The 15,290-nt window shown below is 37.3% G+C and carries 15 protein-coding genes; 6 read left to right on the top strand and 9 right to left on the bottom strand.

Translation table 11 applies throughout. From position 1 onward, the window contains the following. Positions 1–56 precede the first annotated feature (56 nt). Positions 57–1,031: a polyprenyl synthetase family protein gene (locus SKC36_RS07260; RefSeq protein WP_459453484.1), complete on the bottom strand. Its 975-nt coding sequence runs from the start codon at positions 1,029–1,031 to the stop codon at positions 57–59. An 85-nt stretch (positions 1,032–1,116) separates the two neighbouring features. Between SKC36_RS07260 and SKC36_RS07255 the strand changes: the two genes are divergently transcribed. Next, positions 1,117–2,004 (top strand): patatin-like phospholipase family protein, encoded by an 888-nt coding sequence (locus tag SKC36_RS07255; protein WP_459453485.1) that lies wholly within the window; start codon positions 1,117–1,119, stop codon positions 2,002–2,004. 79 nt (positions 2,005–2,083) lie between these two features. On the opposite strand, the gene frr is transcribed toward SKC36_RS07255, so the two are convergent. The 3 genes from frr to SKC36_RS07240 are packed head-to-tail and all read right to left on the bottom strand — an operon-like array spanning position 2,084 to position 4,121. Continuing rightward, positions 2,084–2,644 (bottom strand): ribosome recycling factor, encoded by a 561-nt coding sequence (gene frr, locus SKC36_RS07250; protein WP_459453486.1) that lies wholly within the window; start codon positions 2,642–2,644, stop codon positions 2,084–2,086. A 16-nt stretch (positions 2,645–2,660) separates the two neighbouring features. Further along, positions 2,661–3,371, bottom strand: coding sequence for a UMP kinase (gene pyrH, locus SKC36_RS07245; RefSeq protein ID WP_459453488.1), 711 nt, complete (start codon positions 3,369–3,371; stop codon positions 2,661–2,663). 51 nt (positions 3,372–3,422) lie between these two features. Then, positions 3,423–4,121 (bottom strand): fatty acid desaturase, encoded by a 699-nt coding sequence (locus SKC36_RS07240; RefSeq protein WP_459453489.1) that lies wholly within the window; start codon positions 4,119–4,121, stop codon positions 3,423–3,425. An 86-nt stretch (positions 4,122–4,207) separates the two neighbouring features. Here SKC36_RS07240 and SKC36_RS07235 point away from each other — a divergent pair, with 86 nt between their 5' ends. Next, the gene (locus SKC36_RS07235) at positions 4,208–5,962 is read left to right on the top strand and encodes a family 43 glycosylhydrolase (RefSeq protein ID WP_459465418.1); all 1,755 of its coding nucleotides are present in this window, start codon (positions 4,208–4,210) and stop codon (positions 5,960–5,962) included. Here SKC36_RS07235 and SKC36_RS07230 read toward each other — a convergent pair. The 3 genes from SKC36_RS07230 to dusB form a co-directional block, all read right to left on the bottom strand. Next, on the bottom strand, positions 5,954–7,222 hold the full coding sequence (locus SKC36_RS07230) for a DUF2851 family protein (protein ID WP_459465416.1): 1,269 nt from the start codon (positions 7,220–7,222) through the stop codon (positions 5,954–5,956). The two genes, SKC36_RS07235 and SKC36_RS07230, sit on opposite strands and share 9 nt — an antisense overlap. Before the next feature lie 99 nt (positions 7,223–7,321). Further along, positions 7,322–8,209, bottom strand: coding sequence for a DMT family transporter (locus SKC36_RS07225; protein ID WP_459453492.1), 888 nt, complete (start codon positions 8,207–8,209; stop codon positions 7,322–7,324). Positions 8,210–8,212: 3 nt separating this feature from the next. Beyond that, the gene (gene dusB / locus SKC36_RS07220) at positions 8,213–9,205 is read right to left on the bottom strand and encodes a tRNA dihydrouridine synthase DusB (protein WP_459465414.1); all 993 of its coding nucleotides are present in this window, start codon (positions 9,203–9,205) and stop codon (positions 8,213–8,215) included. A 33-nt stretch (positions 9,206–9,238) separates the two neighbouring features. Between dusB and SKC36_RS07215 the strand changes: the two genes are divergently transcribed. From SKC36_RS07215 to SKC36_RS07200, 4 genes are read left to right on the top strand one after another with little or no spacing between them, the layout of a single operon-like run. Next, positions 9,239–10,189 (top strand): CPBP family intramembrane glutamic endopeptidase, encoded by a 951-nt coding sequence (locus SKC36_RS07215; protein ID WP_459465411.1) that lies wholly within the window; start codon positions 9,239–9,241, stop codon positions 10,187–10,189. Beyond that, positions 10,186–10,392: a putative signal transducing protein gene (locus SKC36_RS07210; protein ID WP_459453495.1), complete on the top strand. Its 207-nt coding sequence runs from the start codon at positions 10,186–10,188 to the stop codon at positions 10,390–10,392. Before SKC36_RS07215 ends, SKC36_RS07210 begins: the two co-directional genes overlap by 4 nt. Before the next feature lie 9 nt (positions 10,393–10,401). Next, positions 10,402–11,232 carry a phosphatidate cytidylyltransferase gene (locus SKC36_RS07205; RefSeq protein WP_459453496.1) on the top strand — a complete coding sequence of 277 codons (831 nt, stop codon included), beginning with the start codon at positions 10,402–10,404 and terminating at the stop codon, positions 11,230–11,232. 56 nt (positions 11,233–11,288) lie between these two features. Then, positions 11,289–12,011, top strand: a complete 723-nt coding sequence (locus tag SKC36_RS07200) for a peptidase associated/transthyretin-like domain-containing protein (RefSeq protein ID WP_459453497.1) — start codon at positions 11,289–11,291, stop codon at positions 12,009–12,011. Between the two features lie 4 nt (positions 12,012–12,015). Here the strand turns inward: SKC36_RS07200 and SKC36_RS07195 are convergent, their stop codons facing one another. Together SKC36_RS07195 and SKC36_RS07190 are read right to left on the bottom strand one after the other, a co-directional pair. Further along, complete coding sequence (locus SKC36_RS07195) at positions 12,016–14,127, bottom strand: carboxypeptidase-like regulatory domain-containing protein (protein WP_459465409.1); 2,112 nt, start codon at positions 14,125–14,127, stop codon at positions 12,016–12,018. Then, positions 14,124–15,290 (bottom strand): zinc metalloprotease, encoded by a 1,167-nt coding sequence (locus SKC36_RS07190; RefSeq protein ID WP_459453500.1) that lies wholly within the window; start codon positions 15,288–15,290, stop codon positions 14,124–14,126. Before SKC36_RS07190 ends, SKC36_RS07195 begins: the two co-directional genes overlap by 4 nt.

The following is a 15,290-nucleotide window of genomic DNA, read 5'->3' as shown; positions in this document are numbered from 1 at the left end:
CGATGGTTTCCAGCTTTTTATGCTTTTATAAATTGAGGTAGTTTATTATACTCGGCTTACTTATTTCTTTCAATGGTATATCCCAATAAATCATGAAGAGAATTCCGATACGGTGATTCTGGGAATTTATGTAAGATATCTCTGGCTTCTTGAGCAAACTCGTGCATTCGTTGGGTGGCATATTCTAATCCACCGGTATTTTTGACAAATTCAATGACTTCACGAATGCTTTTTGGGTTTTCAGAATCGTTTTTGATTAAATGAATAATCCTCTTTTTGGTACTGGAGGTAGTGTGTTGTAAAGAATAAATTAATGGTAAGGTCATTTTTTTCTCCTTGATATCAATACCTAGTGGTTTACCTATTTCGGCGTCACCATAATCAAAAAGGTCATCCTTAATTTGAAAGGCTACCCCTACACGATCACCAAAGTCACGCGCTATTTGAACATATTCCTCACTAGCCCCCACGGATTGTACACCTACGGCACAACATGCGGAAATGAGTGTGGCTGTTTTTTTTCGAATAATATCAAAATAGATATCCTCCGTAATGTCAAGTTTCCGAGCTTTTTCTATTTGGAGTAATTCCCCTTCAGACATTTCCCTTACCGCTGTTGAAACAGATTTAAGTAGATCAAAATCATCATTTTCAATGGAAAGAAGTAATCCTTTGGAAAGTAAATAATCACCTACTAAAACAGCAATTTTATTTTTCCAAATGGCATTGATGGAAAAAAAACCACGGCGGTAATTAGAATCATCTACTACATCATCGTGCACTAACGTGGCTGTATGTAATAATTCGATTAGTGCTGCTCCTCGATGTGTTTTTTCATTAATTTCACCCATAACTCCCGCAGAAAGAAATACGAACATAGGTCGCATTTGTTTTCCTTTACGTTGGATGATATAATTCATGATGGTATCCAAAAGCATCACTTTGGAACGCATGAATTGGCGAAACTTACCTTCGAAAGCTTTCATCGGTTCCGCTATGGGTACTTGAATGGATGAAAGCGAATAGGACATATTATGTATAGTAGAAGCTTTAGGCTGATTAATTGTGTAAATTTATAACAATTTGGGACAAATAGTCCTTTCAATATTCAAATTTATGAGTAAGATACTGGCATTATCTGGAGGCTCTGTTAAAGGTGCTTTTCAGGCGGGTGTAATTCGGGCATTATTTGAGAGAGGATATAAACCTGAATTGATTTATGGAATTTCAGCGGGAAGTTTAAATGCGGCTTATTTGGTTAATCAATTAGGTCGACAAAAATTGAATGGTGAGCCATTAAATTTTCCTCAAGCTGGCCAGGATTTATGGGATTTTTGGGAAACTAGAATCACTCATCCTGAATGTTTATCTAAACCCTTTAGCTTATGGGAATTGGGATGGACAGCATTGACCAAAAAATTCAGAGGTTTAGTGAGTACCAAGCCTTTGAGAGAATTAGTAGAGTCCGTTCTGGATATCCGTAATTTGAAAGCTAGTCCTATCGAAATGCGTATTGGGGCAGTTAATATTATTGATGGGGGCATTCATTATGTAGACCCTAGTTACGAGCATTTTTATGATTATTTATTGGCTTCCTCAGCCGTACCAATTCTGATGCCTGTTGTCCAAATTAATCAAGAAAAGCGTCGTAGTTTTTTAGACGGAGGATTACGTGATGTGGCACCATTACAAAAGGCGATAAAAGACGGGGGAAAGCATATTGTTTGTATCAGTTGTCATACTCAAACCATCGAAGGAGGCATATTCGAAACAGGAGATTTATTGGCATTGGTAGACCGAGTTATGGACATTGCGGTGAATGAAATTTTGAATGCAGATTTGAAGGAAGCATTATTAATTCAAAATCAGCGTAGTGATTTATCTATTCATTCGATAAGGCCAATTCAACCCATTGCCATTGATATTCAAAACTTTAATAAATTGGATATTCGTCGGATGTTGGAGATTGGTTATGCCATGGGTAAATCAGAAGCGTATTTTTAGGGAAATTTAAATCAGCAAAGTCCTTGAAATAAAAAAAGCTGAACCTAAGGTTCAGCTTTTTTATGCAATAGTTCAGAGATTATACCGACATGATATCTTTCTCTTTATCTAAAAATATTTGATCAATTTTGGCTACAAAGGCATCTGTTAACTTTTGGATGCGTTCTTCTGAGGCTTTGATATCATCTTCAGCCACGCCTTCTCCTTTCATTTTTTTGATGCTATTATTGGCATCTTGGCGAGCATTACGAATATTGATTTTAGCTGTTTCAATTTCTTGTTTTACTCTTTTTACCAAATCTCTTCTACGCTCTTCAGTTAATGGCGGGATAGATAAACGAATCAATTCTCCATCATTCATGGGATTTAAACCAAGGTTTGAGTTACGAATTGCTTTTTCAATTTCCCCAAAAATTCCTTTCTCGAATGGTTTGATGGCGATGGTTCTAGCATCAGGCGTAGTGATGGATGCAGCTCCTGTGATCGGGGTAGGCACACCATAGTACTCAATCATTAATCCATCTAACATACTGGTACTCGCTTTACCGGCTCTAATTTTAGAAAGTTCAATGTTTAAGTGCTTGATTGCACCTTCCATTGTTTCTTGTCCAGCATCTATATAAAATTCTAACTCCTCCATTTAATTTGATTGCTTATTAACTGATTAAGGTTCCTACATCTTTTCCAGAAACGAGGTCACATAAGTTCCCGTTTTTGTTCATGTTAAATACGATGATCGGTAATTTATTTTCTTGGCATAAGGTGAACGCCGTAGTATCCATGATTTTTAAGCCTTTTGAAATAGCTTCAGAAAAACTTAATTGGGTATATCTGGTGGCTGTTGGGTCTTTCTCAGGATCCGCTGTATAGACTCCATCGACGCGCGTTCCTTTTAATACGACATCTGCTTCAATTTCAATAGCACGAAGAGATGCTGTGGAATCTGTGGTGAAATAAGGATTACCTGTTCCAGCTCCAAAAATAACGATTCTACCTTTTTCAAGATGGCGCATGGCTCTTCTTCGGATGAACGGTTCGCACACAGCTTCCACCTTAATGGCTGTCATCATGCGGGTGTACAATCCATGTTTTTCTAAAGAGGCTTGGACAGCCATACCATTGATGACAGTGGCTAGCATTCCCATGTAATCACCTTGAACACGGTCAATACCAGCTTTAGCGGCACTAGCACCACGGAAAATATTTCCTCCTCCAATAACGATGGCTACTTCAACTCCCAAATCGTGGACTTTTTTGATTTCTGCTGCGTATTGATCTAAAATGCTTGGATCAATGACTTCCGTAGGAGTGGAAAGGGCTTCACCAGAAAGTTTTAATAAAATTCGCTTGTATTTGGGTTCTGACATTGGAATATTCGGGTCGATTTAGTGCGCTGCAAATTTAGAAAAAATATTCATCTATCTAGTAGAAATTTGGCTGTTTTGCTCCTTTGCTTCTGCTAATTTCCACCAGGGTAAATAGGGTTTATCGTGATGCTCATAATGGTAGCCAAAGTTATAGCAAGAAATGAATGCCCAAATATGATTTTTGGCTTGGCTTCTGGACTGATGTTTATTCCCAGGATCATGTTCACCACGATGGGGTAAATAGGTACCAAAATAGAATAATTGCAAAGTGGCTAATATAGCAGGGACCTCCCAGATAAGTATGATATTATTCATGGGAAACCAAATTTTCAAGACATTGTAGGTGATCGCCATGGCTAGAATCTGCGTCCAATGCACGTATTGAAACATAAATTTGAACCACCAAATAAAGAAGTTTCCTTGATGTACATCTGGGTCTTCCTTGGTATTCACATAAGCATGATGATGGTGGTGTTTTTTGCGTAAAATCGTATAATTATTGAAGGCAAAAAGAGTCGCACAAAGTCGGCCTATGGCGTGGTTAAGCCGGGGATGTTCTTTAGAAACCACCCCATGAATGGCATCATGGGAACAAATGAAAAGACCTGTATATAAATGGGTTTGGACTAAAATAGCCAAGTAAAACCAAGGGTTTTTGAAATCGAATGGATCTTGAATCCAAAAACCAAGATGTAAACCCCAGAGTAGAATGATCAAGCCTGCACTCATTAGACCAGTATATTTTTTCATAGGGGCATTAAAGACTTTGTCGATGTAAAATTGGTATTTTTATCGAGATCAATGTGTATTTTGGTCAATATTTTCTACAAGTAAACATGAAATCTAGATACTTAACATTGATATTGGCCTTTTGTTTGGCCTATTATTCATATCCAGTATTGGCTCAAAGTACCTATTGTAATCCGATGAATTTAGATTATGGATTCACTCCAATTCCTAATTTTTCGGAAGCCGGCCGTCATAGGGCTACGGCAGATCCAGTTATTACTTATTTTAAGAATAAATATTATTTGTTTTCAACGAATCAGTGGGGTTATTGGTGGAGTCAAGACATGTTGAAATGGAATTTTGTGTCAAGGCGTTTCCTACAACCTTACCATAAAGTTTATGATGAGCTTTGTGCTCCAGCCACCTTTGTTATGGGGGATAGTTTGTATGTGATTGGGTCCACCTATGCCAAAGATTTTACACTTTGGTCGAGTCATTCACCCGAAACAGATACGTGGCGGGAGTCGGTGCATGCTTTTACCGCTGGGGCATGGGATCCAGCCTTTTTTTTAGATGATGATGGTCGGCTTTATTTATACCATGGTTCTAGTAATTTTTATCCCATGTATGGGCAAGAGATTGACCGAAAGACCTTACAGCCGATTGGAGAAAGAAAAGATTTAATCCGATTGAATGATGAATTACATGGTTGGGAAAGGTTCGGGGAATATCAGGATAATACCTTTTTGAAACCCTTTATGGAGGGAGCTTGGATGAATAAATACAAGGGTAAATATTACCTACAATATGGAGCACCTGGTACAGAGTTTTCAGCCTATGGTGATGGGGTTTATACATCGGATAAACCCATGGGACCTTTTACTTATCAATCTCATAATCCATTTTCATTTAAACCAGGGGGATTTACCCGAGGTGCTGGCCACGGGGCAACTTTTGAAGGTCAATATGGTAACTGGTGGCATGTTTCCACCATTACCATTGCAGTAAAAAATAGCTTCGAGCGTCGGTTAGGACTATGGCCTAGCAAATTTGATCAAGATGGGATTATATATACGGAAACAGCATATGGAGATTATCCGTATAGTATGCCAAAGTCTACATTTGATAAACCTTCCGATTTATTTACTGGCTGGATGCTGTTGAATTATAATAAACCCGTTAAGGTATCTTCTAGCCTAGCAGGTTATGGACCCAATTATGCCGTTGATGAGCAGATGAAGACATATTGGTCTGCCAAAACAGCCAACAAAGGAGAATATATTCAGTCGGATTTAGGCGAAATATCCACCATTAGAGCTATTCAAATTAATTATGCTGATCAAGATGTGGACTCAAGTTTTTTGGGGAAAATACAAGGTATATATCATCAGTATCGTGTTTTTGCCAGTAAGGATGGCAAGACTTGGCAATTAATCATTGACAAATCAAAGAATAAAACGGATGTTCCACATGATTATGTGGAACTAGCTAAACCTTTGGAAGCAAGGTATGTCAAATTGGTAAATGAACATATGGCGGCGGGGAAATTTGCTATTAGTGGTTTGAGGGTATTTGGTAAAGGGCATGGCGCCTTGGCTAAAGAGGTAAAAGATTTTGTGGTTTTACGTGGAGAACATGATAAAAGGTCGGCTTGGTTGAAATGGCGACATGATCCACAGGCAACAGGTTATGTAATTTATTCGGGGATTTCTCCTGATAAATTGTATACCTCGGTACAGGTATTTGGTGCCAATGAATATTATTTTAAATCCATGGATAAAGACAAAACCTATTATTTTCAGATCGAGGCATTCAATGAAAATGGGATTGGAAAACGTGGACCTATCATTAAGTCAGAGTAGAATTTCCTGGCCTACGGAACAGCTAAGGCATTTTTTTGTTTGGCAATAGTGTTTGTGCCAATGAAGGCAGGCTTGAGAGTCGTGCGCATTGTTAATGGCTAAACCTAGCTGAGCATATATGCGCGTGATCAAATTATTTTCTGCTTCCATTTCAAATAACCACCGATAAGCCTTATCGGTATATTTCTTGTCATTCTTGACAAAGGAATAAGCTAGTAATATGGGAATTAGGGCATTGATACAAAGAGAATAAAAGGCAGATTTTCCTAATTGAATACTTCCTTTTTTACTCACTTTACCAAAGTGATAATGTTTTTGCCAATAAGGCGAGGGGCTAATTTCAAATAGGTTTTGAATGACTTTCAAATCTTGAATTTCCAATAATATAGATAATAGGGAACAATTATTTCGAATGATTTCGGCAAATTGAGCCATGCGTATGGTGGGAAAATTTGCAGGCCTTAATCGTAGGAATTTCCAATCGGATGCTTGCAAATATGCCTTCTCCCATTGGTATTTTTTTTTGAGGTGAATGAATTCCCTTCTTAAGTTCCATTGGTATTCATCTTTTATTGGTTCTTCAAGTAGTCCTGCGAGTCCCATCATGGCCGCCTCAATACCTAAAGGTCGATCCCTATTTCTCAAGATCAGTTTTAGCGGTATAGCTTGGGTTAGTCGAAGCATGGGATCCGCATTTAATCCAAATCCAAAGCTTTTCCCCAAGGATTGATAAAATGTTTCTTCCCAATCCTCTTGATTTTTATGCCAAAGTTCCAAAATGGATTCATACTTAATTTGCATGCGTTCTTGAGCACAAAGGTTTAGCATATAGGTTTTTTGTACATGTGAAATTTCAGGGAAAAATTTGTGGCAGGGAATGGAATCAGGTTGATGGATAAAGGATTCTACCATGCTTGTTTCCGGTACACGATGGCATAATTCAAGGGTGGGTATTTCTCGGCCATCTTGGTAATAGATGGCCAGGTCGGCCTTCCAAACCACATGAAGAATGACATTTTCAAATGACGCATCTTGGTCATGCGCATGAGCTAGCCAATCGGAGGCATTGACATGTAATTCTACGGAGCCTATCCAGGCAAAATCATTTAACAGGATGTGTGCTTCTTGGAAATCTGCTCCAGCGTGCTTATTCAAAAATCCTGGATGAATGATTTGAAGGTAGTCTCCTTGTTGGCTTCGTAAATTTTTATGATTAAAAATTTGTTTACTCCAGATTTGACTCAGTATAAGTTCGTTCATAGATTGATTTGGGACAGATGAATAAGTCCGAGCAATCTACATGTCAATTCTAAAAGTTATTTGATAATCAAATCAGCCTTGGTGAATTTGAAAATTTTATCAAGATTTTGAATTATTGACTTGATATACTCCCCAAAGTAAAATGAACATAAACACTATCTGGGACCAATAAATGGTTTCTCCATCAAAAAGTCCCCATGCCACGGCCACTATCGGAATAAGGTAAGTAACCGAACTCGCAACGATGGCACTGGTCCATTTGATTAATTGATTAAACAGCACCATGGCAATGGCCGATCCAAACAAGCCAAGTGCGATAGCTGCTAGTAGAGGCCACATTTGTGCATGATCAGACCAGGGTCTTTGGAAAAAACCCGAGTAGGCTAGCAAGCCTAATGCCAAAGGGCCTATCATCATGAATACTCCAGCAGTAGAAGTCAACGGGTGTAAATCAGCAAATTTTGATTTGACAGTATGCAAATTGATGCCATACAAGAAGGTCGCTAAAATGACCCAAAGGGCATGATAATTAAATTGTAAGGAGAAGCTTTTTCCTGCGACTAATAATCCAATGCATCCAATTAAACCTAAGATGATACCTCCTGTTTGTTTTAAGATGAATTTTTGTTGGAACAATACGATTCCGATGATTAGGGTAAATAAAGGTGTAAAGGCATTTAACATGCCTGATAGAGCACTTGGAAGGTGTTCTCCCGCAATGGAAAAGAGGATGGCAGGTAATAAATTTCCTGTTAGACCAGCTAGCAAGAAGGAAGGCCAATGCTGTTTTTGGATGTATTTTCTTCTTTTGAAAAAGAATGGACAAAAGAACAATGCTGCGGAGGCAATACGTAATGCACCTACCTCCATGGCAGTATAAGTACTAAGGCTTTTTTTTACTAGAATAAAGGAGCTACCCCAAATTAAAGAAATAGCCACGATGGCTAAAATGACCCAAAGGGTAGGTACTTTTTGTGTTGATGTCATGTTTTATGCAGGTGAAATTGCTTGGTAATGTTCCGCAATTTCTTGAAGTGTTAAACTTATTTCCTCGTAAGAATGAGAAGTTACCAATCGACTTCTAAACGGTTTAAAATGGTCCATGCCCCGGAAATAATTGGCATAATGGCGACGCATTTCTACGATACCTCCGTGATTTCCTTTCCATTTGATGGAAAAATCAAGGTGGCTTTGGCATATGCTAATTCGCTCTTCTAAGGTAGGAGGAGCGAGGTGTTCCCCGGTTTTAATAAAATGTTTGATTTCATTAAAAATCCAAGGATAACCAATGGTAGCTCGACCAATCATTACCCCATCAACGCCATATCTATTTTTATATTCCAATGCTTTTTCGGGAGTGTCAATATCTCCATTTCCGAAAATGGGAATTTTTATGCGAGGATTATTTTTGACTTTGGCAATTAATTCCCAATTGGCTTCTCCCTTGTACATTTGAACACGAGTGCGCCCATGAATGCTCAAGGCCTGAATTCCAATGTCTTGAAGTCTTTCAGCTACTTCCTCAATGTTTTTGGTTGATTCATCCCAGCCTAATCGGGTTTTTACGGTCACGGGCAAATGGGTGGCATTTACTACCGCTTTGGTCATAGCGACCATTTTGGGGATATCTTGTAAAAGTGCTGCTCCTGCGCCTTTGCAAGCAACTTGCTTTACAGGACAACCATAATTGATGTCAATTAAATCAGGGCCTGCTTGGGTAGCTATTTCTGTGCAAGAGGCCATGGTTTCAATGGAAGAACCAAAAAGCTGAATACCAATAGGCCGCTCATACTCAAAGATGTCTAGCTTTTGTACGCTTTTTGCAGCATCTCGAATAAGGCCTTCGGAAGAAATAAATTCCGTATACATCAAGTCCGCCCCATTTTCCTTACATACGGCTCGAAACGGTGGGTCTGAAACGTCCTCCATGGGTGCTAAAAGTAGCGGGAAAGAGCTTAATTCGATGTTGCCTATTTTTACCATTCTCATTAAAAATTCAGTAAATTTACGACCATTATGGAAGAAAACTATATTTCTGGGCCAGCACGTTTGTTGGGTCTATTTTCAAAGTTACTTAGCCTATTGGGATTTTTTCTGCTTGGAAGCTTTTTGGGGCAGTTTTTGGGCTTAGTAGCGGTAGTTTTAATTATGGAATTTCCTACTACCAATGTGGTAGAATTTCAAAAGCTGGTATTGAATTTTATGGCTAGTCCCGAGAAATACGATGGTGCATTTAAGGGAATAATGGCCTTACAATGGTTTGTTTCCTTATTTACATTTGTAGGAGGCTCTTGGGCTTATTTGAGATTTATAGAAAAAAAGTCATTATATGAATTAAGTCCACTCGAGGCACCTTCTTGGCGAATATTTTCATGGTCGATTATTGCATTAATTGTTTCTATTCCCATGATGGAGTACATCATTGAATGGAATCAATCGATTATACTTCCGGCAGGTTATGAGGAATTAGAAACATGGATGCGGTCCTCAGAGGATAATATGGCTCGTTTGACCAAGTTTTTATTGCATTTTGAGACACCCATGGATTTTTTGACAGCACTTGCTGTCATAGCTGGTATGGCTGCTATTGGAGAGGAATTGTTTTTTCGTGGTGTTTTACAAAATCTCTTGGAGCGATATGTAGTCAATGTTCATGTGGCCGTGTGGCTTTCAGCGGCTATTTTCAGTTTCATCCATTTTCAATTTTATGGATTCCTTCCTAGGATGCTTTTAGGAGCTTTTTTTGGCTATCTGTACATTTGGTTTAGGAATATTTGGTTGCCTATTCTTGCGCATTTTTTCAATAATGCTTGGACATTAACTTTATCATACCTGCATCAAGAAAAGTTGATTGATTTAGATCCTGAACAAGTAGGGGACGTGATTCCTTGGTGGTCTGCGGCCATTTCATTGATGTTTCTTATTTATTATATTCGTTTAATGTATCAACAAAGAGAGGAAATATGATCAAGGATTGGGTTTTGTTGGGTTCTTCTCAAAATGGCATTGATTTGGAATTGTTGAAGTCGATGCTTGCTGATAGCTATGAAATTCCAGCCGTGGTAATTAACAAGAAAATAAGCCCTTACAATTTAGGGGTATTTGAATTATACGTACACCAAGATCATGTCGATCAGGCTAAATTAGCCATCGCTGAAACCAAGATTTAACATCAACCTATGGGCTTGTCCAATTTGAGTAATTTATGGCAAAGGATTATTGCGGCGGTGATTGCCGTTCCATTTTTGCTATTTTGTATCAATTTTAATGACTATACTTTTTTAGGATTATTCCTGTTGATAGGTGTTTTGGCTCAATTGGAATTTTATAAATTAGTGGGAAGTTTAGAAGGGAATTTACCTTTGACTTTTTATGGAACCTTTTGTGGGGTTATTCTCCATTTACTGACATTTTTTATCGAAAAAGGGATGATAGGCTACCATAATTATTACATTCTATCGCCATTGTTAACCATTATCTTTTTTATCAAGTTGTATAAATCAAATGATGGAAAACCTTTTCAGAATATTGCTTTTACCTTTTTGGGAATAATTTATGTGGCATTGCCCTTTGCCTTATTGACCGTATTGGCTTTTATGAGATCGGGTGCTTATGATGCGAACATTATTATGGGTTGTTTGTTTTTATTGTGGGCGAGTGATTCTGGGGCTTATTTTGCTGGAACTTATTTTGGTAAAACTAAATTGTTTGAAAGGGTTTCTCCCAAAAAGTCTTGGGAAGGTTTGGTAGGAGGATTATTGAGTGCTATGTTGGCAGCATATTTTATTTCCATATATTTTACCAATTACCAAGTATGGGAATGGTTTGCCATTGGAGGCATTATTGTAGTAGCAGGGACTTATGGTGATTTAGTAGAATCTTTATTTAAGCGAAGCATTAATATCAAGGATTCTGCAAATACAATTCCTGGGCATGGTGGTTTTTTAGACCGATTTGATGGTTTATTATTATCCATACCATTTATTATTACTTTTTTGAAATTATTTTAAGCTTCATTCGTTTAGGAATGGATCAATTAAAACATAAAAATATTATTTGCAGCTCAATGAAAATTTGCAAACAAGTCATATTGGGACTTTTCTTTTTAGTTGCAGGCCTCAGTCAAGATCTTATGGCTCAAGGCCAAGATAAGACGGTATTATTTCTAGGAAGGGTAGTTACAGCAACCAAAGCTGAAGACTTACCTTTAGCCTATGTATATAATCCAAAGGCAGGTAGAGGGGCTTTGAGTGATAATTTTGGTATGGTGGAAATGTATGTTTTTCCCGGAGATAGTTTGGTGTTTACTTATGTAGGTTATCAAAAAAAATATTACATCATTCCTAAAAATACGGACCAAGTCCATAGAGCAATTATCTCCTTGTCAGAGGAATCAAAGATACTATCTGAAGTAAAAGTTTTTCCGCATAGTTCTGAGGAGGAATTTAAGCAAGCGTTTCTTAATATGCGTTTAAGGGATGAGAAACAAAGGGGTATTTTGGCCAATAATTTGGAACAATCCAAACTCAATGTTTTTGCCTTACAAGCTGGTATGGGAGCTTCCTCAAATTTCAGGAATTTCTCAGATCAAATGGTTGCTGCACAGGCTAACAGAACATTTTATGCAAGTCCTATTTTATCCTTAACAAATCCTTTTGCTTGGATTAATTTCATTCAATCCATCAAAAATGGGGATTTAAAGAAAAAGGAATGGAAAAAAGCCTACGAGTTTTTGCCCAAAGAAAATATTTCAAGACAACAGTTTTTACGCGACTCGAACGCCAAATAGTATTTCACCATCTCAGTTGAACGCCTAGATAGAAAATTCTTTTCTGGTAAAATTCTTGAAAGGAAAATTGGTAATCTTGGTTGTAATTCATGGCTCTAACATTGTCCTTGTTGACTATATTACCGACAGACAAATAAATGATCCATGAAGATTTATCGGTTTTTTGAATGATTTTACTAATCATGGCATCCATCCTCCAATAGGGAGATAAAGTCTTGTTGGCCACGTTTTCAAATTGTGGAATATGGATATTCAAGTCAGGGTCATATGTAGTAGCTAGTAGGGATTTATAATAATTACCCGATCGGAAGACTTGGCTGATACTTACATCAAACCAAGGCCATTTCCATTGTGATTGGGTACGCAAAAAATAGGGAATTTGGTAGGGGGATTTTTGAATAATAGATCCTGTTTGAATTTCACTCCAATGGCTGCCTATGCCAATTTCATGTTTTGATTTCGCCCTTAAAAGACTGTAGTTTAACTCTGTTCCCCATGCTTTTCCTTCATTTAAGACGGATTTTTCTGTTTTATAAAAAGCATTAAAACTCCATTTGGATAATTCTTTTTCATGAATAATATCCCATGATAATTGCTGGGTATTGACCCAGATGTAGCCTTTTTCGGTATGGAATAGACTGGCTATATGCTTGCTCCATGCTAGGTTGGTATAGGTTTTAGAATCGTGAATATACCATCTTGTGTGAAGCTGATGCGAAAAAAGCGATAAATTTTCAGGACTAGAATGAGTGAGTTTAAGGCCAGCGCCTATCCTAAATGAATTCGATATTGAATAGTTACTGCTGATAAAAAGTTCATGTTGTGATAGTTTAGATTTATTGGAATAGGGTATAAAACGTGATTGTGGTCGATAATCAAAGTTATAAAAGGGAATTTTTATTTGGTAATTGGTTTTGGCTTGTAGCCATTGATAACCCATTTTTATAGTCCAACTTTCTTTTGGAAATAATTGAAAATCGATGCCACTGAAAATGTGAATCGATTTAGGTCGGTATACATAATTCCCTGTGCTATCCTGTTGTTCAGACTCATGTAGTCCAAATTTGAAAGTCCATTGAGCACGTTCAAGCAGTTTCGACAGATTGATCGTTTGAACATGTCTAGTTTTTTGATATGTAAATAAACCCTCATAGGAGGGATGCCGAAATAGACTTGCATATTTTTCCGTCATAAATAAATTAAAGAGCTTAATTCTCCAAAGGTTTTTTGTTTGAAAATGGGCATTTATTCCCCAATCACTTTCATTAAAATAGGGCAAATCAAGAAAAGACTTTGGGTTAAGGTGTTTTAATAAAGTACCAAACTGATGATGCCTAAAAACACTTATTCCATTGTTCCCTTTAACCCAAGGAGTCCAATAAAGACCTGCTTGTCCAAGGCTAAGATCTAGTTCGACTTTTGGCTTATTGAATGATTCAATGGTTTGAATTTGAACGACACCGGTGCTCGCATTCATCAGGTCAATTGGAGGGTTACTTGGGAAAATAAGTAAATCTTTAAGCGTATTGATGGGAATAAGGCTAAAAGTTCCTATGCTCGACATTTGGGTGAACTTGACTGGTTCAGGTATGGGAATATCATTGATATAAATTTGGCTTAATTGGGGATTACTGCCACGAAAACTGATGGTGGCAGATTCTCCATAAGGACTAGCAGCAGTGGAGGATTGTACAGCCAATAGGGGATCTGCTTTTGAGGAAGCATTTAATACCACATCTAAGAAATTTAATTTTTGATTTACAAAATCTTCCGACATAGGAACACTTGCTTTTACTTTAATTTCTGAAAGCGCATTAGGCTTATCTAAGGCAAGTTGAATGTTTTTAAATAGATAATCCGTGATGGGGATTATTCGTTTTTTGTAACCTAGAAGGGATACAATTAATGTATCTGGAAGTCCTTTGTTTAATGGCTTGAATTCAAATGAGCCTGTGGAATCGCTGATTGAGCTGAGTTTATTTTGGATTAAATATATGCTTACATTTTCCAAATAGATTTGGTGGTAGTGGTCAATTATTCTTCCCTTAATTCCAGATTGTGCATTGGTCAGGATTGAAAAAGCTAAAAAACAAAGGAGGAAACTTATTCTTTTCATGGTAGAATACTAATGAAATAGGGAAGGATTATCCAAAGAGCAAGTAGGCAGTAATAGGCTGTAATAAAGCAATAGCTCATTAAGATATAGGCTAGGTAGATATAGTCTTTGGTAAGTAATACTTTAGCTTCCCTTTGAAAGATGGTCGATTTGAATTTTTGAAATGAGCGACTAGCTTCATGAAATAGTGCTGGTTCTTTTAGCCAGTCTGATACTAAAAAATATCCATCTGTTCCGGGGATAAAAGGAATACTATTAAATAGAACACGGAAAGCAATAAAGCCTTGTATGAATTGCCAATGAGATAGCCAGACTTTGTCAAGATTCAAGTTCAAAATAAAATTTATGCCCAAGAATAAGGAAAGGTCTAGTAGGATACCTGCCAATATCACGATTCTTTTATGGGTATTATTTTCCCAGAAATGAAGCGAGTTGGTAGTAATATGAATAAATGGAATGAACCCTAGTACCCAGGAAAATCCTAAATCTGCTACCATTCCACCATATCTCAAGTAGGTGGTATAATGGGCTAGTTCATGTAAAAAGCTTGTAACTAATAAGCCGACAATTAAAAAAGGTAGTAGCATCGAACTTTCACCCCATAATTCGAACGATAGCCATTGCTGAAGAAATTGTGCATTGTTAACTATTGGGTAAATACCCATGGTGAATAGAATTATATTCAGGGAAATAAAGGCATATTGAAAGATAGAATTCTTTGCTAAAACCTCGATCCAAGTATTCTCCAATGGAATTTTGGCAATTTTATAAAATCGTAGATTCCCACTACCAATGAATTCAATGGGTATAGATAGTAGAGAAAATAGTTTAATAACCCCCATTTTCCAAGTTGAAATACCTTGCTTAATCTTCTGATGCTTTTGGTTCAAGTATGCTTCATAGGATTCCTCTGGAATCAGTAATTCGATTTCTAGGGAATACTCTATTAATTGATGTAGGATGTTATTATCTGCCTCATAACTTTGCCTCAAGTAAGCCAATGTTTTATGTTGATCTCGATGCTTGACCAAATGGGATAGTATTTCCCATTCTAATTGACTGATTTGAATAAGACAATCCTTCCAAGAATGCTTAAAAAACAGATCTTCAGAACTTTCCTTCTGATAAATCAGCTTAAAGTCAGGATTAAGTAGGTAGCTCAT

Source organism: Aquirufa sp. OSTEICH-129A (assembly GCF_054558355.1).
This window is presented reverse-complemented; position numbering and strand designations above follow the sequence as displayed.